The sequence below is a fragment of the Pseudomonas reactans genome (genome assembly GCF_013385825.1).
GTDB classification, from domain to species: domain Bacteria; phylum Pseudomonadota; class Gammaproteobacteria; order Pseudomonadales; family Pseudomonadaceae; genus Aquipseudomonas; species Aquipseudomonas reactans.
Genome location: NZ_JACAPG010000027.1, coordinates 22,910 through 41,393 on the forward strand (window position 1 = coordinate 22,910; position 18,484 = coordinate 41,393).

An 18,484-nucleotide genomic window follows, 5' to 3' on the forward strand; every position below is an offset into this window, starting at 1 on the left:
TCCTGCTTTTAGGCGACCAAGGATCAGGCCTGCGCTAAACGCGAGCAAGAAAAAACCCACCGGGTCAGGGTGGGTTTGGTGGGCACATCAGGCAGGTTCAGTCACGCAGGTCCGACTCATGAATCGGCTGATCCCGGTGCGTGGCGCGCTGGTACTGCGCCGGCCAGATAGCCTTGCGTCCGCCCAGGTCATCGTCGGCATGCAGTGGCCAGTACGGGTCACGCAACAGCTCACGGGCCAGAAAGATGATATCGGCCTGGCAGGTGCGCAGGATGTGCTCGGCCTGGGCCGGCTCGGTGATCATGCCAACGGTGCCGGTGGCCATGCCCGACTCTTTGCGCACGCGCTCGGCGAAACGGGTCTGGTAACCGGGGCCGGTGGGGATCTCGGCGTTGGCGGCGGTGCCACCGGAGGAGACGTCGATCAGGTCCACCCCCAGGTCCTTCAAGCGACGCGCCAGTTCCACGGTTTCATCGGGGTTCCAGCCATCCTCCACCCAATCGGTGGCCGACACCCGCACAAACAGCGGCAACTCCTGGGGCCAGACATCACGCACGGCCTGGGTCACTTGCAGCACCAGACGGATGCGGTTTTCGAACGAGCCGCCGTACTGGTCCTGACGCTGATTGCTGATCGGTGAGAGAAATTGATGCAACAGGTAACCATGGGCCGCGTGGATTTCCACCACTTCGAAGCCTGCGGTCAACGCGCGCTTGGCGGCGGCAACAAAATCGGCGATCACTTGCTGGATCTGGCCTTCGTCCAATGGCTTGGGCTGGGTGTGCTGAGGGTCGAAGGCAATCGGCGATGGCCCTACCGGCGTCCAGCCGCCATCCTCCGGTTTGACGCTGCCGTGCTTGCCGATCCAAGGCCGATGAGTGCTGGCCTTGCGCCCGGCGTGAGCCAGTTGAATGCCGGCCACCGCGCCTTGGGCCGCAATGAAACGCGTGATGCGTTGCAGCGGTTCGATTTGAGCGTCGTTCCACAGGCCCAGGTCCTGGGCGGTGATGCGGCCATCGGCAGTCACGGCGGTGGCTTCAGTGAAGATCAACCCGGCGCCGCCGACGGCACGACTGCCGAGGTGTACCAGGTGCCAGTCATTCGCCAGGCCATCGACGCTTGAGTATTGGCACATGGGCGACACGGCGATGCGGTTGAGCAGGGTCAATTGACGGAGAGTATAAGGTTCGAGCAGCTGACTCATGGCGCACCTCTTCTTAGCTTTGCAGGCATTATTGTAGGAACGAGGGGGGCGCCTAGCCCTTGCTCGCGAAGGCCTAATGGGCGCTACGTTTATCCAGGGTTAACGCGTTATCGTTGACGTTTTTCGCGAGCAAGGGCTAGGCGCCCCCCTCGCTCCTACAGCCTAGTCGACAACGCTGGATTGCACAGGGTTCAGAAGGAAAAGCGGGGACCGATTGCCGGCCCCCGTATTGCAACAGCTTACATTTCGACCTGGGTGCCCAGCTCGATCACCCGGTTTACCGGGAGTTTGAAGAAGCGCAGGTTGCCGTTGGCGTTCTTCAACATAAAGGCGAACAAAGCTTCGCGCCAACGGGCCATGCCCTTGATCCGCGAGGCGATGACCGTTTCGCGGCTGAGGAAGTAGGTGGTGCGCATCGGGCTGAAGTCCAGGTCATCCAGATGGCACAACTTCAGCGCCTCCGGCACATCCGGCTCATCGGTGAAACCGAAGTGCAGGATCACGCGGAAGAAGCCTTCGCCGTAGGCATCCACCTCGAACCGCCGTGCGGCCGGTACGCGGGGAATGTCCTCGTAGACCACCGTCAGCAACACCACTTGCTCATGCAACACCTGGTTATGCAGCAGGTTGTGCAACAGCGCGTGAGGCACAGCGTCCGGGCGCGCGGTGAGGAACACGGCGGTGCCCTGCACGCGATGAGGCGGCTGCACGCGGATACTGCTGATGAAGATCGGCAGCGGCAGGCCACCTTCGTCGAGGCGTTCCACCAGCAATTGCTTGCCGCGCTTCCAGGTAGTCATCAGCACAAACAGCACGATCCCCGCCAGTACCGGGAAGGCGCCGCCTTGGATGATCTTCGGCACGTTGGCGGCAAAGTAAAGACCGTCCACCAACAGGCAGCAAACCAGGACAGGAACAGCCAGGATTGGCGGCCATTTCCACAGCAGCAGCATCACCGCCGAGACCAGGATGGTGGTCATCAACATGGTGCCCGTTACCGCCACGCCGTAGGCCGAGGCCAGTGCGTTGGACGACTCAAAGCCCAACACCAGCAGGATTACGCCCACCATCAGCGACCAGTTCACCGCGCCGATGTAGATCTGGCCCTGCTCGGCGCTTGAAGTGTGCTGAATGTGCATGCGCGGGATGTAGCCCAGCTGGATCGCCTGGCGTGTCAACGAGAACGCACCGGAAATCACTGCCTGGGAGGCAATTACCGTGGCCAGGGTAGACAACACCACCAGCGGGATCAGCGCCCAGCTCGGCGCCAGCAGGTAGAACGGGTTGCGCGCGGCTTCCGGGTCACCGAGCAGCATGGCGCCCTGGCCGAAATAATTGAGCACCAGCGCCGGCAGCACCAGCATGAACCAGGCGCGGGCGATGGGTTTGCGGCCGAAGTGACCCATATCGGCGTACAGCGCTTCGGCGCCGGTCAGTGCCAACACCACCGCGCCGAGGATGGCTACGCCAATGCCCGGATGCGCTTCGAAGAAGCGTACTGCCCAGATCGGATTAAGAGCACTCAGCACCTCAGGGTGCAGGGTGATGCCATATACGCCCAACCCGCCCAGCACCAGAAACCAGGTCACCATCACCGGCCCGAAGAGCTTGCCGATCTGGTCGGTCCCATGCTTCTGGATCAGGAACAGCGCCACCAGCACCACCAAGGCGATGGGCACGACCCATTTTTCAAGGCCGTCGAAGGCCAGTTCCAGGCCTTCGACCGCAGACAACACGGAAATCGCCGGGGTGATCATGCTGTCGCCGTAGAACAGCGCCGCGCCGCAAAGGCCACACACAACCAGGAAGCTACGCAACTTCTTGCGCTCCCCCGCCGCCCGTCGTGCCAGTGCCGTGAGCGCCATGATGCCGCCCTCGCCCTGGTTATCGGCACGCAGCACGAACAGCATGTACTTGATCGACACCACCCAGATCAGCGACCAGAAGATCAGCGCCAGGATCCCCAGCACACCGTCATGATTGACCTGAACCCCATAACCGCCGTTGAACACCTCTTTAAGGGTGTAGAGCGGGCTGGTCCCGATATCGCCGTAAACCACCCCGACCGCTGCCACCAGCATGCCGATCGGCTTGGCGTTTGACTGCTCGGCACCTGCTGCCTGACTACTCGCGTGACCCATCAACCACTCCTGCCCTTTGACCTGCGGTCTTTTATTAACAACGCGTCTAAGCTGACCCTAGCATGCGCTGTTTTACTTCTCGTAACAGACGTTTTGTTGACCTTAGGACTTTACCTAGGCGCAACGGCGCGAAGCATAGCGCAGCACTCGTCGCATTTCCCTGCATAAAGCTGGTCAAGTGCGCTGCCCGTCGCTAGAATTGCGCACTTTTTGATCAGAGGCGCACCAAGCGCCCGTCCGCAGCCTTGTCGTGCCCGACTGGCGGCGTCATTCAATACCGAGGTTAGACATGTCCACCACCATCGCAAAAGCCAACCCCAAGGTTGGCTTTGTTTCCCTGGGTTGCCCGAAGGCTCTGGTCGACTCCGAGCGCATCCTCACGCAACTGCGTATGGAAGGCTATGACGTTGTGTCCACTTACCAGGACGCTGACGTGGTGGTGGTCAACACCTGCGGCTTCATCGATTCGGCCAAGGCGGAATCCCTGGAAGTGATCGGCGAAGCGATCAAGGAAAACGGCAAGGTCATCGTGACCGGCTGCATGGGCGTGGAAGAAGGCAATATCCGCAACGTGCACCCGAGCGTGCTGGCGGTGACCGGTCCGCAGCAGTACGAGCAGGTGGTCAACGCCGTGCACGAAGTGGTGCCACCGCGCCAGGACCACAACCCGCTGATCGACCTGGTACCACCGCAAGGCATCAAGCTGACCCCGCGCCACTACGCGTACTTGAAGATTTCCGAAGGCTGCAACCACAGCTGCAGCTTCTGCATCATCCCGTCGATGCGCGGCAAGTTGGTCAGCCGTCCGGTCGGTGACGTGCTCGACGAGGCCCAGCGCCTGGTCAAGTCGGGCGTCAAGGAGCTGCTGGTGATCTCCCAAGACACCAGCGCCTACGGCGTCGACGTGAAGTACCGCACCGGCTTCTGGAACGGCGCGCCGGTGAAAACCCGCATGACCGAACTGTGCGAAGCCTTGAGCAGCCTGGGCGTATGGGTACGCCTGCACTACGTCTACCCGTACCCGCACGTGGACGAGCTGATCCCGCTGATGGCCGCCGGCAAGATCCTGCCGTACCTGGACATCCCGTTCCAGCACGCCAGCCCGAAAGTGCTCAAGGCCATGAAGCGCCCGGCGTTCGAAGACAAGACCCTGGCGCGTATCAAGAACTGGCGTGAGATCTGCCCGGAACTGATCATCCGCTCGACCTTCATCGTCGGCTTCCCCGGCGAAACCGAAGAAGACTTCCAGTACCTGCTGGACTGGCTGACCGAAGCCCAACTGGACCGCGTCGGCTGCTTCCAGTACTCGCCGGTGGAAGGCGCTCCGGCCAACCTGCTGGACCTGGCCGTGGTGCCTGACGACGTCAAGCAAGACCGTTGGGAGCGTTTCATGGCGCACCAGCAGGCTATCAGCTCGGCACGCCTGCAACTGCGCATCGGCAAGGAAATCGAAGTGCTGATCGACGAAGTCGACGAGCAAGGCGCGGTCGGCCGTTGCTTCTTCGATGCACCGGAGATCGACGGTAACGTGTTTATCGACGATGCCAGCGGTTTGAAGCCGGGCGACAAGGTCTGGTGCACCGTGACCGATGCCGACGAATACGACTTGTGGGCTGAAAAGCGCGACTAAGCCGTAAATAAACCGAAAAAGCCCCGCCTCTGGACAAGATGCGGGGCTTTTTTAGGTCTATCGTTTTGCCCATCGACGCCAATCATCGGCAAGGGGCAGCGGGCATGCGTCAGCATTCGGTTATCCACACACCTAAAACCAGCGACTACACGCAATTGGCACAAATCTGGGAAGACTCGGTCCGTGCGACCCATGATTTTCTACCGGACAGTTACATCGTGTTGCTGAAGAACCTGGTGCTGACGCGTTACTTGGACGCTGTGATGTTGATCTGCACCAAAGATCCGCGCCAGCGTATCACCGGGTTTGCCGGCGTGGCGTCGGGCAAGGTGGAGATGCTGTTCATCGCCCCGCAGCACCGGGGCGAAGGCCTGGGTCGGCAACTGCTGCGCTATGCGATCGAGCACCTGAACGCCGATGAGCTGGACGTCAACGAACAAAACCCCCAGGCCCTGGGTTTTTACTTCAAACAGGGGTTCGAAGTGATCGGACGCACGGAGCATGACGGCTTGGGGCAGCCCTATCCGTTGTTGCATATGCGTTTGCGCCAGGTGCAGCATCAAGCCAGTCAAGGCTAAATGAAATGGGGCCGGGATTAACCGCGCCCACACAGGTACAATAGCTGCCCCCTTTTGCTACGGCCCTTGTCATGACTGACCCCATACGCCTCTCCAAACGCCTTATCGAACTGGTCGGTTGCTCCCGTCGGGAGGCTGAGCTGTTCATCGAAGGCGGCTGGGTCTCGGTGGACGGTGAAGTGATCGACGAACCACAGTTCAAGGTCACCACCCAAAAGGTCGAGCTGGATCCAGAGGCCAAGGCCACCGCTCCAGAGCCGGTGACCATCCTGCTGCACGCCCCTGCTGGGGTAGATGCCGAAACGGCCATGGCGTCGATCAGCGCCGATACCCTCTCGGAAGAACACCGCTTCGGGAAACGCCCGCTCAAGGGCCACTTCCTGCGCCTGACCGCCAGCGCTGACCTGCAAGCCAAGGCCAGCGGCCTGCTGGTGTTTACCCAGGACTGGAAGATCCTGCGCAAATTGACCGCCGATGCCGCCAAGATCGAGCAGGAATACGTGGTGGAAGTCGAAGGCGACATGGTTGCCCACGGCCTCAATCGCCTGAACCACGGCCTGACCTACAAAGGCAAAGAGCTGCCGGCGGTCAAAGCCAGCTGGCAGAACGAAAACCGCCTGCGTTTTGCGATGAAAAACCCGCAGCCAGGCGTGATCGCGCTGTTCTGTGAAGCGGTTGGCCTCAAAGTCATTGCCATTCGTCGCATCCGCATCGGCGGCGTGTCCATCGGCAAGGTGCCGGTTGGCCAATGGCGTTACCTGTCCGGCAAAGAGAAGTTCTAAGCCGCTGCCCTTTTTCCCGATACTGCCTCTTTTGCGCGGTGTCCTCAGTTGAATACCAGGATTGCCCACCATGATTCACAACGACGTACTGCGCAGCGTGCGCTACATGCTCGACATCAGCGACAACAAGATGGTCGAGATCATCAAGCTCGGCGGCATGGACGTGACCAAGGACGACCTGCTGACCTACCTCAAGAAAGATGAGGAAGAAGGCTTCGTGTTCTGCCCGGATGACGTCATGGCGCACTTCCTCGATGGCTTGGTGATCTTCAAGCGCGGTAAGGACGAAAGCCGTCCGCCGCAGCCGATCGAGACCCCGGTGACCAACAACATCATCCTCAAGAAGCTGCGCGTGGCCTTCGAACTGAAGGAAGATGACATGCACGCCATCCTCAAGGCAGCCGAGTTCCCAGTGTCCAAGCCTGAGCTGAGCGCGCTGTTCCGCAAGTTCGGCCACACCAACTATCGCCCGTGCGGCGACCAGTTGCTGCGTAATTTCCTCAAAGGCCTGACGCTGCGAGTTCGTGCGTAAGCCATGAGTTACAACGTCTCGCCCGTCGGCTTCGTGCGCTCCTGCTTCAAGGAGAAGTTCGCCATCCCACGCCAACCGCAGTTGGCACCGGCCGCCCGTGGCGTGCTGGAACTGGTAGCGCCGTTCGACGGTGGCGAAGCTGTAGAGGGCCTGGAGCAGGTCAGCCATGTGTGGCTGCTGTTCCTGTTTCACCAGGCGCTGGAAGACAAGCCACGCCTGAAAGTGCGACCGCCGCGCCTGGGCGGCAATACGTCCATGGGCGTGTTTGCTACCCGTGCGACTCATCGCCCGAATGGCATTGGCCAGTCAGTGGTGAAGTTGGACAAGGTGGAGCCGGGGCGGCTGTGGATTTCCGGGATTGATCTGCTTGATGGCACGCCGGTGCTGGATATCAAGCCGTATGTGCCGTATGCCGACATGGTCGACACGGCGACTAACGACATCGCGAGCGCCGCGCCGCAGCTGATTCCGGTGCAGTGGCTCAAGACCGCCCTGCAACAGGCACAAGGCCATGCGCAGCGCCTGGGCGAGCCGTTGGTGGAACTGATTGATCAGTGCCTGGCACAGGACCCACGGCCGGCGTATCAGACGCCGGGCCCGGAGCGTGAATATGGCGCGCAGTTCTGGGATGTGGATGTGCGTTGGCACTATCCAGAGGCTGGGGTGATTTGTGTGTTGGAAGTGCTTCCCGCCCAGTAAATCGCAGAGACGAAAAAGCCCGCGCTGCCTTCACAGGCAACGCGGGCTTTTCTTTTACTGTAGGAGCCGGCTTGCCGGCGATGGTCGTCAACGATGACGCGTTTATTCTGGATAATCGCGGCGTCTTGAAGGGCATCGCCGGCAAGCCGGCTCCTACAGTTGGTCGGTGTTTATTTTTCGACGAATGCGCGTTCGATCAGGTAATCACCCGGCTCACGCATGCGTGGCGAAACTTTCAGGCCGAAGCTGTTCAACACTTCGCTGGTTTCGTCCAGCATGCTTGGGCTGCCGCACAGCATGGCGCGGTCATCCTCGGGGTTGATCGGCGGCAGGCCGATGTCGCTGAACAGCTTGCCGCTGCGCATCAGGTCGGTCAGGCGGCCTTCGTTTTCGAAAGGCTCGCGGGTCACAGTCGGGTAGTAGATCAACTTGTCACGCAGGGCCTCGCCGAAGAATTCGTTCTGCGGCAGGTGCTCGGTGATGAATTCGCGGTAGGCGACTTCGTTGACGTAACGCACGCCGTGGCACAGGATCACTTTTTCAAAGCGCTCGTAGGTTTCCGGGTCCTGGATTACGCTCATGAACGGCGCCAGGCCAGTACCGGTGCTGAGCAGGTACAGGTGTTTGCCCGGCTTCAAATCATCAAGCACCAGGGTGCCTGTCGGTTTTTTGCTGATGATGATCTCGTCGCCTTCCTTCAAGTGCTGCAGTTGGGAAGTCAGCGGGCCATCCGGGACCTTGATGCTGAAAAACTCCAGATGCTCTTCCCAGTTCGGGCTGGCAATGGAGTAAGCGCGCATGAGCGGGCGGCCGTTGGGCTGTTGCAGGCCGATCATCACGAACTGACCGTTCTCGAAGCGCAGGCCCGGATCGCGGGTGCACTTGAAGCTGAACAGAGTGTCGTTCCAGTGATGAACACTGAGGACACGCTCGTGGTTCATGTTGCTCATGTACGGGGGACTCCTGGAAATGGGTCTGCGCCAAAGATGGGATGCGCAATTGCACAGCATTCTAATGGCGGCGACAATATCTGTTAACTGGATTATTAAGATAAGGGTTATCGGTTATATCGATATGCGATTTACTCTCCGTCAACTGCAAGTCTTCGTCGCCGTCGCCCAGCAGGAAAGCGTCTCGCGCGCTGCTGGCCTTCTGGCCTTATCTCAATCCGCCGCCAGCACCTCGATCACTGAGCTGGAGCGCCAATCCAGCTGCCAATTATTCGACCGCGCGGGCAAGCGCCTGAGCCTCAACGCCCTCGGTCATCAGTTGCTGCCCCAGGCGGTGGCGCTGCTCGACCAGGCCAAGGAGATCGAGGACCTGCTCAACGGCAAGTCCGGCTTCGGTTCCCTGGCGGTGGGCGCCACCCTCACCATTGGTAATTACCTGGCGACCCTGTTGATCGGCAGCTTCATGCAGCAACACCCCGAGAGCCAGGTGAAGCTGCATGTGCAGAACACTGCGCATATCGTGCACCAGGTGGCGCACTACGAAATTGACCTGGGTCTAATCGAAGGCGACTGCAGCCACCCGGATATCGAGGTGCAAACCTGGGTGGAGGATGAACTGGTGGTGTTTTGCGCGCCGCAGCATCACCTGGCCAAACGAGGCATGGCAACCATGGACGAGTTGACCCAAGAGGCGTGGATCCTGCGGGAACAGGGCTCAGGTACTCGCCTGACCTTTGACCAAGCCATGCGCCATCACCGCAGTGCGCTGAATATTCGCCTGGAGTTGGAGCACACCGAAGCAATCAAACGCGCAGTGGAGTCAGGATTGGGGATTGGCTGTATTTCGCGACTGGCCCTGCGCGACGCATTCCGGCGTGGCAGCCTGGTGCCGGTGGAAACCCCGGACCTGGACCTGGCCCGGCAGTTCTACTTCATCTGGCATAAGCAGAAGTACCAGACCTCGGCGATGCGCGAGTTCCTGGAACTGTGCCGCGCCTTCACCGCCGGGGTTCAGCGCAGCGACGAGATCGTGCTGCCGAGCATTGCCTGAGGGTTAGATCAGGATCACGGCCCAGACCAGGGTGATCATGGTCAGCGCAACGAATTGCGCGGCGCTGCCCATGTCCTTGGCGTTTTTCGACAGCGGGTGGCGGTCCAGGGAGATGCGGTCGATTGCCGCTTCGACTGCCGAGTTGAGCAACTCGACAATCAACGCCAGCAGGCACACGGCGATGAGCAAGGCACGCTCGACCCGGCTCACATTCAGGAAAAAGCTCAACGGGATCAGGATCACGTTAAGCAACACCAACTGGCGGAACGCCGCCTCGCCGGTGAAAGCCGCACGTAGGCCATCCAGGGAATAACCCCCCGCATTGAAGATACGTTTGATACCGGTTTGACCCTTGAAAGGCGACATAGACGTAGGCAACTGAACCAAAGAAGTGGGGAAACTAGATCACGCCAAGTCAAAAAAGCGTGAATCGATGACAGCTTAATGCTGCGAAATTGACTCAAGTTGTTGCAAGAGCAGCGCCGCCTGGGTGCGTGTACGCACACCCAGTTTGCGGAAGATCGCCGTGACGTGGGCCTTGATGGTGGCTTCCGATACGCTCAACTCGTAGGCAATCTGCTTGTTCAACAAGCCTTCGCAGACCATGGTCAGCACCCGGAACTGCTGCGGTGTCAGGCTGGCAAGACCATCACGGGCGGCCTTGGCTTCGTCGGACACGTTGATTTCTTCAAACGCTTGTGGCGGCCAGGACACATCACCCTCCAACACGGTGCGTACAGCCTTCTGGATATCCTCCATCGCACTGGACTTGGGAATGAAACCGCTGGCGCCGAACTCCTTGGAGCGCACCACCACGTCGGCTTCTTCTTGGGCCGAGACCATCACCACGGGAATCTGCGGGTATTGACCGCGCAACAACACCAAACCTGAGAAACCGTAGGCACCGGGCATGTTCAGGTCGAGCAGCACCAGGTCCCAATCGGATTTTTCGGTGAGGCGGGCTTCCAGCTCGGCGATGCTGGCCACTTCGACCAGACGCACATCCGGGCCAAGGCCCAAGGTCACGGCCTGGTGCAACGCACTGCGAAACAACGGGTGGTCATCGGCTATCAGGATTTCGTATGTGGCCATTGATTAAATGATCCTGTTTTTAGGGGTGCCCTGATCGGCGCCCAGCATGCCCAGCGTAGCCTGGAGGGTCAAGCGCTACGCCCGTGGGCATTTTAGCGGGTTGCGGGTGCGTGGTGCCATCATGCAAACGTCGTCTGGTTATACCGTCGCAATATAGGGAGCAAGACGCGTGTGAACAGTATCCGTCGGATCCAGAGGCATCTGGAACTTGGCGGCCAGGTAGTGGGTGCTGAAGACATCTAGGTAGGCATCCAAGACTTCACTGGCCACTAGATCATCGGCCAGCTCAAGGCACAGAGCAGCGACTTCGGCGGTGCAGAAGTGGTCGTCGCGCTTGGAACGGCGCAGCTTGTAGCGCGACAGCTGTTCCGGCGCCAGGCTGAGTACCGGCAAATGCTCCAGGTAGGGGCTTTTGCGAAACATCTTGCGCGCTTCACTCCAGGTGCCGTCCAGCAGGATGAACAGTGGACGCTTGCCCTCCTCCACCTTCACTTCGCTGACAACACGCTGCGGTGCGACGAATTCGCCGGGGAACACGATATAGGGTTGCCACTGCGGGTCGGCCAACAAGGTCAGCAGTTCAGGATCGACTTCGGTGCGCGACCAGGCGAACGCCGTGGTGTCATCAATCACATCGGCGATCAGCCACCCGGTATTGCTGGGTTTCATGGGTTCCACGTCATGCATCAGCAGGCACATCGCTGAAGTTGCGGCGACTTTTGGCCGCCAGGCACACAGGCAGTACTCAGGAATGACCCGGCAGCCAGGGCAGCGTTCGGCACGCGAACCACGGTTGAGGAACGGGCGGACGGCACGGGCCAGGCGCTGGGTGCGCAGGCGGGAAACGGCGTGGCTCATCGGATGCGCCGGTGGGACGGGTAAATCGACACGGTGAAAACTCGTGGACGGCTGAGGTGGCGGCAGTTTACCAGCGATACGCCTGGCTGTAGTGGCAAGGGCTCACCTATAATTGCGCGCCACTGAACGCACAGCGCAGTGGCTGGTCTATGCACCAGTAACCGAATCAGGAGAGTTTCATGCTGCGTTCCATGCTGCGCCTTGTCGCCCCATCCGTCGCCCTCGCGCTGGTATTGCCCGTGTGCGCCCAGGCGGCCTCGCTGCTGGAGGCCCAAATGAACCGGAAGCTGCAAAGCGTCGCAGCTGAGAGCAACAAAGACCTGCCCCGGGAAATCGACGAAAAGACCCTGGAAGTGGCCTACACCGTTGAAGGCATGCAACTGATCGATCACCTGAGCGTCTTGCCCGACCGCGCCGAACAGATGCGCGCCAATCCTAAGGCGGTGTATTTCCAGCTCGGCCAGAGCGTGTGCCTGAACAAGGGCTACCGCGAGCTGATGGCCAAGGGCGCGGTGATGCGTTACGAAATTACTGAGAACAAGACCAACCGTCCTGTGGCCTCGGTGAAGTTCGTGGAAGCGGATTGCCCGGCACCGGCAAAAAAGAAAAAGTAATGGCTTGACCTCCGCGCGCTGCTGTCCGGTGGCGCGCACTTCCCCCCGCTTCAACGCCTTCAAGGCAGCTAGACTCTGTAGTGAGCGACCAATAAGTGGTTGCCAGCCAAGGGTTTTCCGGCCCATGATCAAGCCATCCCGACCGTTCATTCACAGCGCTTTTCATGCTGTTCTGTAACATTTTCAGGGCAAAAGAAGGTTGCCCCTGCGGCAAACAGCGACACAAGCAGTGTCGTCGCCTGCGGCGAAGGTGCCCTGCAAGAAGGAGAAGTTGAATGCCTTACGAACCGAATGACCGCCTGCTCCGACATTTTGAAGAACACGGCACCGACCTTACACAGCAGGTCGACGCACAACTCCAGCTGATCGCCCCCAACAGCCCGAATATCCCCCTGTATCGCGACATGATCCTCACCGTGCTGCGCATGGCGCAGGACGACCGCAACCGCTGGAACGCCAAAATCACCCTGCAAGCCATCCGCGAACTGGACAATGCCTTCCGCGTACTCGAGCAGTTCAAGGGCCGCCGCAAGGTCACGGTGTTCGGCTCGGCTCGCACACCGATAGAAAGCCCGTTGTATGCACTGGCCCGTGAAGTCGGCGCGGCACTGGCGCGCTCGAACCTGATGGTGATCACCGGCGGCGGTGGCGGCATCATGGCCGCCGCCCATGAAGGCGCGGGACTGGAACACAGCCTGGGGTTCAACATTACCCTGCCGTTTGAACAGCATGCCAACCCAACGATTGATGGCACTGAAAACCTACTGTCTTTCCACTTCTTCTTTACCCGCAAGCTGTTCTTCGTCAAGGAAGCCGATGCCCTGGTGCTGTGCCCTGGCGGTTTCGGCACCCTGGACGAAGCGCTGGAAGTGTTGACACTGATTCAGACCGGCAAGAGCCCGCTGGTCCCGGTGGTGCTGCTGGACGCGCCAGGCGGCGGATTCTGGCAGGGCGCCCTGGACTTCATCCGCAGCCAGTTGGAAGCCAACCGCTACATTCTGCCCACCGACCTCAAGCTCATACGACTGGTTTACAGCGCCGAAGAGGCTGTGGACGAGATCAACCAGTTTTATGCCAACTTCCACTCTACCCGCTGGCTGAAACGGGAATTTGTGGTGCGCATGAATCACCCGCTCAGTGAACAGGCATTGACCCATTTGCAAGGCGAGTTCGCCAGCCTGCGACTGAGTGGCGAGTTCCGACAGCTCGCGTATACCGGCGAGGAACATGATGAACCGAGGTTCAGCCATTTGACGCGGCTGGTGTTCAATTTCAACGGGCGCGACCAGGGCCGGTTGCGGGAGCTGGTGGATTACATCAATTTGCCGGAGAACTGGGCACAGGCCCAGGGCAAGGCGCAGCAGAGAGTGGCGCCGGAGCCAGCGTGATTTTTTGAGGGCAAAAAAAAAGACCCACTATTTTCATAGTGGGTCTTTTTATATGCATTGATCCAGATGGATGGGGCTGCTACGCAGCCCAGCGGGAGCAAGCTCCCTCGCCACAGCAGATCGCTCACCTCTACAACAGTGTTCAGTCGTCCATGTCCCGGCCGCTCAACAAGCGGCTGATCATTTCCATCGAGAACCCGCGATAGCTGAGAAATCGTCCCTGCTTCGCCCTTTCCTTGGCATCAATCGGCAGATGGCCAGAGAACTTGCGCCGCCAGGTGTCCTCCAACTGCGCCTGCCAACTGATCCCGCACTCGCGCAAGGCAAGGTCGATATCCGCGCGTTGCAGACCACGCTGGCTCAGCTCTTCGCGAATACGCGCCGGGCCGTAGCCGGAGCGAGCTCGGTAAGAGACAAAACTTTCGAGGTATCGGGCTTCGGAAAGCAGCCCCTCTTCCGTCAGGCGGTCGAGGGCGGTTTCGATCATCTCGGGCTCTGCGCCGCGCTGACGCAGCTTACGCGTCAGCTCGACTCGACCATGCTCGCGGCGAGCGAGCAGGTCCATTGCAGTGCGCCGAACGGCGACGAGTGTATCCAGTACAACTGTCATCGTGTGCTTCAGATGTCGGTGTCAGCTTCTTCTACTTCTTCAACCGGCTCGCGATTGGCGGCAGCTTTCACGTCTGGAGCGGCAGTCAGCAGCTTGTCGCGGATCTGCTTTTCAAGCGTGGCAGCGATATCCGGGTTGTCTGCCAGGAACTTGGCCGAGTTGGCCTTGCCTTGGCCGATCTTGCTGCCGTTGTAGGCATACCAGGCACCGGATTTCTCGACGAAACCGTGCAGCACACCCAGGTCGATCATCTCGCCGTTCAGGTAGATGCCCTTGCCGTAGAGAATCTGGAACTCGGCCTGACGGAATGGCGGGGCCACTTTGTTCTTCACGACTTTAACGCGGGTTTCGCTACCGACAACCTCGTCACCTTCTTTCACCGCGCCGGTACGGCGGATGTCCAGACGGACCGAAGCGTAGAACTTCAGCGCGTTACCACCGGTGGTGGTTTCCGGGCTGCCGAACATCACGCCGATCTTCATACGGATCTGGTTGATGAAGATCACCAGGCAGTTGGCGTTCTTGATGTTACCGGTGATTTTACGCAGCGCCTGAGACATCAGACGGGCTTGCAGGCCCACGTGCATGTCACCCATTTCGCCTTCGATTTCAGCCTTGGGCACCAGGGCGGCCACGGAGTCGACCACGATCACGTCGATGGCGTTGGAGCGCACCAGCATGTCGGTGATTTCCAGGGCTTGCTCACCGGTATCCGGCTGCGAAACCAGCAGGTCGTCGACGTTGACGCCCAGTTTGCCGGCGTACTCAGGGTCCAGGGCGTGCTCGGCGTCGACGAACGCACAGGTGGCGCCCATTTTTTGCGCCTGGGCAATCACCGACAGGGTCAGGGTGGTTTTACCGGAAGATTCAGGACCGTAGATTTCAACGATACGGCCTTTTGGCAGACCGCCAATGCCGAGCGCGATGTCCAGACCCAGAGAGCCCGTGGAAATAGCCGGGATCGCCTGACGGTCGTGATCGCCCATACGCATTACGGCACCCTTGCCGAATTGACGTTCGATCTGACCCAGGGCCGCAGCCAAGGCTTTCTTCTTGTTGTCGTCCATTAAAGTCCTCACGTAATCAATAAGGCCGGGGGGGCCAACACCTGTATAAGTAGACAGTATTGTTCCACAAAGATCGGAGATCGCCTACCCCTGATTTTCTATTTCTGCTGCAGCTCGTCGCAACAAGCCCTCTAGCGCGGCCTTTACCGTTTGTCGGCGGACCTCATCGCGGTTGCCGGTGAAGTGCTCAAGCTCGGCCGTGACCTCTTCGCCGACGCCGAAAGCCAGCCATACGGTGCCCACCGGTTTGTCCGGCGAACCGCCATCCGGCCCCGCTACGCCACTGACCGCCACGGCAAAGCGCGCCAGGCTTTTTTCCTGTGCGCCGCGGACCATCGCCTCCACCACTTCCTGGCTGACGGCGCCCACTTTTGGAAACAACGTTTCCGGCACATTCAACTGTCGGGTCTTCTGGCGGTTGGAATAGGTGACATACCCCGCCTCGAACCAGGCCGAGCTTCCCGGGATCCGCGTGATGGCTTCAGCGATTCCACCGCCGGTGCAGGACTCGGCAGTGGTGACGTGGGCATTGAGCACCTGCAAACGGCGCCCCAGTTCAGCAGCCAGTTGAGTGATTTCCTTCACGGTCGTCTCCAGTCGTGGGCGGGGGTTCGCCTACCCTACAGGAGACAATCTCACACGCAAGTGACGGACTGTCTCAAGACACTAACGGGCGACGGCTCGCACATACGCCTGGCAGGCACGCAAGGCAATCAGGGCGCTGTCGCCGTCGTCGGTGATGCGGATAATTCGCTGAGCATGCGCTGGGTCAAGTCGGGCTCGCGGGGCTGCATGAACCACGCTGCCGGCGGCGGTGGCGGCTGGCATTGGGCAGCCACTGGAAGCGTCGAGAAGGACTGACAGCCGCACATCAGCAGTGGCAATGCGGTCACGCAAAGCTGCTTGATTACGCTGGGCATCGCTCAACTCCCGGGCATGTTGTTGGTCGATGGCACTGAGCCGTTGCTCAAGGGCCAGCCGTCTGTCTTGCTCGGCCTGCTGTAGATGCAGGGCTTTCTGGGTCTGTGCGGCCGACAAGCGTTCAATCTGTGCCTCGTACCGACACGCCTGCACCTGCCAGACAACGACCACCAGCACGCATACGCCAATCGCAACTAAGAAACGCATAACACCGCCTTCGCCCGCGCCCACAACTGCAAACGGTCCTCCAGGCCATTGAGCCCGCCGTTGATACGCCGGGTGATGGTGGTGAACTGGTCCTTGTCGGCGAGTTCATTCAAGCCATTGCTTTGCCAGAACCAGGCGGCGGATTCACAGGCCCATTGTGGTTGCTCCAGTAATTCGGGTTGTTGCAGCAAGCGATCATCGCCGAACAGCGCTTGGCTGCATGCCAGGTAGTTGCGGCGACCGGTGACCTGGATCAGCCCCCTGCCCCGGTACTTCTGGCCGTCGCCGTCCGCTTCAGGCGTATTGCCCAGGCGCGCGGCCAACGTACCGGTGTCGTACTTGCTCAAATAAGTATCGCTGCCGAGTTCGCGCACGTAGTGCAGTTCGCCGGATTCGTGGCCGATCTGCGCGAGAAAAGCGGCGGCGCGCAGCACGCTGTTGATTTCGTACCGAACAAAAGTCGCATTCAGCGCGGTTGAAAAAAGGCCCGCCATACGGCTAGCGCCTGGCATGATTTGAATCAATTGAGGCTGCGTTATCAACACCACAGTCACCTTGAAAGCCCCCTAGGTAGACAAACCAACGTCCGTGTTGGAACTGCGATAGGCACTGACCATTCCAGCCAGGTGCAACGAACTCGCGCCCCAGTGATTAAGAAGATCACCCAAGTACGCCAATTCGCCAGGTCGTCCTTGTGCCACCAACTGGCGATCACCGCCCCAACGAGGCCCGCAATCAACAATTCGAACCTGTCGATCTTGTCGAGCAGGCGCTGTAAATACTCCATGCGCTCGACTCCGTGGGGCATGACTTGAATTGGAACGGCCCCAGCAGCACTCCCAGCTCGGAGCAATGGGTGTGGTGGAGCCGAAAACGAAAAGGCCCCGATCATGTCGAGGCCCTGAATAGGTGCGCGGTCTTTCCCGCAGTCAGCCAAAGACCAGCCCAGCGTCGACGCCCCAATGCATCGATCTCGCCAATCCAGTCTCGCGCCACTCTGGAAGTCTGGTGTGAACAGAGCGCACGGGCTGCCGGTTTTTTTCCGTAGCGCTGCACTACCGGCTTTTCAGCGTCCAGGCATCCCCCGAAGGGCCACCCTGGCTGTGGCGAGCCTGAATCAGAAATGAAAAAGCCCAGCGCGACGGCTGGGCTCTATTACGCAGGGAGGTAGAAGATCATGGAGTCCAGTAAGCAATCTTGCCGCCTGCACCAACAGCTACAAAATTGCCGTTGCCGTAGGCGACGCTCCGGATATCGGTTCCTGCGAAAGTGTTGGCTTGCTGAACCCAGCCGATCCCATCCTCGGAAACGGCTGTCTTGCCGCCGTCGCCGACAGCTACATACTTGCCATTACCGTAAGCAATGTCGCGGATGATGGTTCCACCGAAACTGGTATCTCCAACAGCAGTCCAGTTAAGCCCATCGGATGAATATGCCATCTTGCCATCCGCACCAACGATAAACATTTTCCCGTTGCAAAGCTTCATGGAAAGGATGGTGCTAGTGCCGAAGGTGCTGGTTCTGGTCCCGAATGATTGCGAATCACCCGTCGCCATCTTCACAGCGCTAAGCAGCTTCCCATTCGATCCCGCAACCAACACAAAAACGCCAATGACGTTGACGCAGTGCACAGTCTCGCCAGAAGTGAAGGTCGTAGTGCGCTCCACCTGGCCTGACCAATCGCCATAACGGGAAAAGACTTTACCGTTAGACCCAACCAGTATCCAGGTCGCGTCGCTGCCGGAAATTGGCTGATAATACACAATGCCTTGCAAGTCTCCGGACACGCGAACAGTTGCCGTAATGTTTGTCCAAGCCCTTTCAGGGCGTGCTGTGCTGCCGTAGACCACATTGCCGGATTGAGAAAGGGCTTGAAGCTGTGTCCCAAGACCGTTCCAGTACAGATCGTTGAGGACCTTTCCGCTATCAGAGGTGACGATGTCCTTAAGCTTGGTCCAAGCTGTACCAGTCGCGCCTCCGCTGACAAGCTGAGTGGTTGTGGGAAGACCGTTGCCACCAGCCGCATAAAACTTGCCGTCCCCAAAAACCACGCGCCTAAGCATGCCGGTGTTATCCACCGGTTGCACTTGGGTCCAAAGATCTTGCAAGGTTTGAGACGCTAAGTTTGCGTTTTCCATTTTAAACTCCGTTACTGAGCTG

The 18,484-nt window shown here is 59.7% G+C and carries 20 protein-coding genes and 1 pseudogene; 8 read left to right on the top strand and 13 right to left on the bottom strand.

The window, feature by feature from the left end; genetic code table 11:
* Positions 1–97: 97 nt before the first annotated feature.
* Positions 98–1,204 (bottom strand): NADH:flavin oxidoreductase/NADH oxidase, encoded by a 1,107-nt coding sequence (locus HX868_RS29600; RefSeq protein WP_016977925.1) that lies wholly within the window; start codon positions 1,202–1,204, stop codon positions 98–100.
* Between the two features lie 239 nt (positions 1,205–1,443).
* A complete protein-coding gene (locus HX868_RS29605) occupies positions 1,444–3,345 on the bottom strand; it encodes a potassium transporter Kup (RefSeq protein ID WP_177005306.1) in 1,902 nt (633 codons plus the stop codon).
* Between the two features lie 289 nt (positions 3,346–3,634).
* Here HX868_RS29605 and rimO point away from each other — a divergent pair, with 289 nt between their 5' ends.
* The 5 genes from rimO to tsaA all read left to right on the top strand — a co-directional run bounded on the left by rimO (position 3,635) and on the right by tsaA (position 7,566).
* Positions 3,635–4,975, top strand: a complete 1,341-nt coding sequence (gene rimO, locus HX868_RS29610) for a 30S ribosomal protein S12 methylthiotransferase RimO (RefSeq protein WP_003231334.1) — start codon at positions 3,635–3,637, stop codon at positions 4,973–4,975.
* A gap of 104 nt (positions 4,976–5,079) precedes the next feature.
* Positions 5,080–5,553: a GNAT family N-acetyltransferase gene (locus tag HX868_RS29615; RefSeq protein WP_177005307.1), complete on the top strand. Its 474-nt coding sequence runs from the start codon at positions 5,080–5,082 to the stop codon at positions 5,551–5,553.
* A 71-nt stretch (positions 5,554–5,624) separates the two neighbouring features.
* On the top strand, positions 5,625–6,335 hold the full coding sequence (locus HX868_RS29620) for an rRNA pseudouridine synthase (RefSeq protein WP_016977929.1): 711 nt from the start codon (positions 5,625–5,627) through the stop codon (positions 6,333–6,335).
* Between the two features lie 70 nt (positions 6,336–6,405).
* Positions 6,406–6,867, top strand: coding sequence for a YehS family protein (locus HX868_RS29625; RefSeq protein WP_016977930.1), 462 nt, complete (start codon positions 6,406–6,408; stop codon positions 6,865–6,867).
* A gap of 3 nt (positions 6,868–6,870) precedes the next feature.
* Complete coding sequence (gene tsaA, locus HX868_RS29630) at positions 6,871–7,566, top strand: tRNA (N6-threonylcarbamoyladenosine(37)-N6)-methyltransferase TrmO (protein ID WP_177005308.1); 696 nt, start codon at positions 6,871–6,873, stop codon at positions 7,564–7,566.
* 170 nt (positions 7,567–7,736) lie between these two features.
* On the opposite strand, the gene fpr is transcribed toward tsaA, so the two are convergent.
* Positions 7,737–8,516: a ferredoxin-NADP reductase gene (fpr, locus tag HX868_RS29635; RefSeq protein ID WP_003189055.1), complete on the bottom strand. Its 780-nt coding sequence runs from the start codon at positions 8,514–8,516 to the stop codon at positions 7,737–7,739.
* A gap of 124 nt (positions 8,517–8,640) precedes the next feature.
* Between fpr and HX868_RS29640 the strand changes: the two genes are divergently transcribed.
* A complete protein-coding gene (locus HX868_RS29640) occupies positions 8,641–9,567 on the top strand; it encodes a LysR family transcriptional regulator (protein WP_028619094.1) in 927 nt (308 codons plus the stop codon).
* Positions 9,568–9,570: 3 nt separating this feature from the next.
* Here HX868_RS29640 and HX868_RS29645 read toward each other — a convergent pair whose 3' ends face one another.
* The 3 genes from HX868_RS29645 to HX868_RS29655 form a co-directional block, all read right to left on the bottom strand.
* Positions 9,571–9,933, bottom strand: coding sequence for a diacylglycerol kinase (locus tag HX868_RS29645; RefSeq protein ID WP_003172176.1), 363 nt, complete (start codon positions 9,931–9,933; stop codon positions 9,571–9,573).
* Positions 9,934–10,008: 75 nt separating this feature from the next.
* A complete protein-coding gene (gene erdR / locus HX868_RS29650; protein WP_095014913.1) occupies positions 10,009–10,659 on the bottom strand; it encodes a response regulator transcription factor ErdR in 651 nt (216 codons plus the stop codon).
* A 138-nt stretch (positions 10,660–10,797) separates the two neighbouring features.
* On the bottom strand, positions 10,798–11,517 hold the full coding sequence (locus HX868_RS29655; RefSeq protein WP_177005309.1) for a tRNA-uridine aminocarboxypropyltransferase: 720 nt from the start codon (positions 11,515–11,517) through the stop codon (positions 10,798–10,800).
* 179 nt (positions 11,518–11,696) lie between these two features.
* Between HX868_RS29655 and HX868_RS29660 the strand changes: the two genes are divergently transcribed.
* Together HX868_RS29660 and HX868_RS29665 are read left to right on the top strand one after the other, a co-directional pair.
* Positions 11,697–12,131, top strand: coding sequence for a PA3611 family quorum-sensing-regulated virulence factor (locus tag HX868_RS29660; RefSeq protein WP_016977934.1), 435 nt, complete (start codon positions 11,697–11,699; stop codon positions 12,129–12,131).
* A gap of 275 nt (positions 12,132–12,406) precedes the next feature.
* The gene (locus HX868_RS29665; protein ID WP_177005310.1) at positions 12,407–13,519 is read left to right on the top strand and encodes an LOG family protein; all 1,113 of its coding nucleotides are present in this window, start codon (positions 12,407–12,409) and stop codon (positions 13,517–13,519) included.
* 142 nt (positions 13,520–13,661) lie between these two features.
* On the opposite strand, the gene recX is transcribed toward HX868_RS29665, so the two are convergent.
* The 7 genes and pseudogenes from recX to HX868_RS29695 all read right to left on the bottom strand — a co-directional run bounded on the left by recX (position 13,662) and on the right by HX868_RS29695 (position 18,462).
* Entirely contained in the window at positions 13,662–14,129 is a 468-nt protein-coding gene (gene recX / locus HX868_RS29670; protein WP_177005311.1) for a recombination regulator RecX, read from the bottom strand.
* 8 nt (positions 14,130–14,137) lie between these two features.
* Positions 14,138–15,196, bottom strand: coding sequence for a recombinase RecA (gene recA / locus HX868_RS29675; RefSeq protein WP_003189042.1), 1,059 nt, complete (start codon positions 15,194–15,196; stop codon positions 14,138–14,140).
* An 84-nt stretch (positions 15,197–15,280) separates the two neighbouring features.
* Positions 15,281–15,781 (bottom strand): CinA family protein, encoded by a 501-nt coding sequence (locus HX868_RS29680; RefSeq protein WP_033899920.1) that lies wholly within the window; start codon positions 15,779–15,781, stop codon positions 15,281–15,283.
* 81 nt (positions 15,782–15,862) lie between these two features.
* Positions 15,863–16,324: a lysis system i-spanin subunit Rz gene (locus tag HX868_RS29685; RefSeq protein WP_177005312.1), complete on the bottom strand. Its 462-nt coding sequence runs from the start codon at positions 16,322–16,324 to the stop codon at positions 15,863–15,865.
* Positions 16,312–16,869, bottom strand: a complete 558-nt coding sequence (locus HX868_RS29690) for a glycoside hydrolase family 19 protein (protein WP_177005313.1) — start codon at positions 16,867–16,869, stop codon at positions 16,312–16,314. The genes HX868_RS29685 and HX868_RS29690 overlap by 13 nt, the downstream gene beginning before the upstream one ends.
* 57 nt (positions 16,870–16,926) lie before the next feature.
* Positions 16,927–17,111 (bottom strand): annotated as a pseudogene (locus HX868_RS30985) (MFS transporter); the annotation flags it as partial.
* 388 nt (positions 17,112–17,499) lie between these two features.
* On the bottom strand, positions 17,500–18,462 hold the full coding sequence (locus HX868_RS29695; RefSeq protein ID WP_177005314.1) for a DUF6242 domain-containing protein: 963 nt from the start codon (positions 18,460–18,462) through the stop codon (positions 17,500–17,502).
* Positions 18,463–18,484: the final 22 nt, after the last annotated feature.

Bases quoted from the DNA above. Each gene is read 5' to 3' on its own strand.
- recX (WP_177005311.1), bottom strand. From the start codon at position 14,129: ATGACAGTTGTACTGGATACACTCGTCGCCGTTCGGCGCACTGCAATG.
- HX868_RS29620 (WP_016977929.1), top strand. From the start codon at position 5,625: ATGACTGACCCCATACGCCTCTCCAAACGCCTTATCGAACTGGTCGGT.
- HX868_RS29615 (WP_177005307.1), top strand. From the start codon at position 5,080: ATGCGTCAGCATTCGGTTATCCACACACCTAAAACCAGCGACTACACG.
- HX868_RS29695 (WP_177005314.1), bottom strand. From the start codon at position 18,462: ATGGAAAACGCAAACTTAGCGTCTCAAACCTTGCAAGATCTTTGGACC.
- fpr (WP_003189055.1), bottom strand. From the start codon at position 8,516: ATGAGCAACATGAACCACGAGCGTGTCCTCAGTGTTCATCACTGGAAC.
- rimO (WP_003231334.1), top strand. From the start codon at position 3,635: ATGTCCACCACCATCGCAAAAGCCAACCCCAAGGTTGGCTTTGTTTCC.
- HX868_RS29660 (WP_016977934.1), top strand. From the start codon at position 11,697: ATGCTGCGTTCCATGCTGCGCCTTGTCGCCCCATCCGTCGCCCTCGCG.
- recA (WP_003189042.1), bottom strand. From the start codon at position 15,196: ATGGACGACAACAAGAAGAAAGCCTTGGCTGCGGCCCTGGGTCAGATC.
- HX868_RS29625 (WP_016977930.1), top strand. From the start codon at position 6,406: ATGATTCACAACGACGTACTGCGCAGCGTGCGCTACATGCTCGACATC.
- HX868_RS29600 (WP_016977925.1), bottom strand. From the start codon at position 1,204: ATGAGTCAGCTGCTCGAACCTTATACTCTCCGTCAATTGACCCTGCTC.
- HX868_RS29685 (WP_177005312.1), bottom strand. From the start codon at position 16,324: ATGCGTTTCTTAGTTGCGATTGGCGTATGCGTGCTGGTGGTCGTTGTC.
- HX868_RS29655 (WP_177005309.1), bottom strand. From the start codon at position 11,517: ATGAGCCACGCCGTTTCCCGCCTGCGCACCCAGCGCCTGGCCCGTGCC.
- tsaA (WP_177005308.1), top strand. From the start codon at position 6,871: ATGAGTTACAACGTCTCGCCCGTCGGCTTCGTGCGCTCCTGCTTCAAG.
- HX868_RS29640 (WP_028619094.1), top strand. From the start codon at position 8,641: ATGCGATTTACTCTCCGTCAACTGCAAGTCTTCGTCGCCGTCGCCCAG.
- erdR (WP_095014913.1), bottom strand. From the start codon at position 10,659: ATGGCCACATACGAAATCCTGATAGCCGATGACCACCCGTTGTTTCGC.
- HX868_RS29605 (WP_177005306.1), bottom strand. From the start codon at position 3,345: ATGGGTCACGCGAGTAGTCAGGCAGCAGGTGCCGAGCAGTCAAACGCC.
- HX868_RS29665 (WP_177005310.1), top strand. From the start codon at position 12,407: ATGCCTTACGAACCGAATGACCGCCTGCTCCGACATTTTGAAGAACAC.
- HX868_RS29645 (WP_003172176.1), bottom strand. From the start codon at position 9,933: ATGTCGCCTTTCAAGGGTCAAACCGGTATCAAACGTATCTTCAATGCG.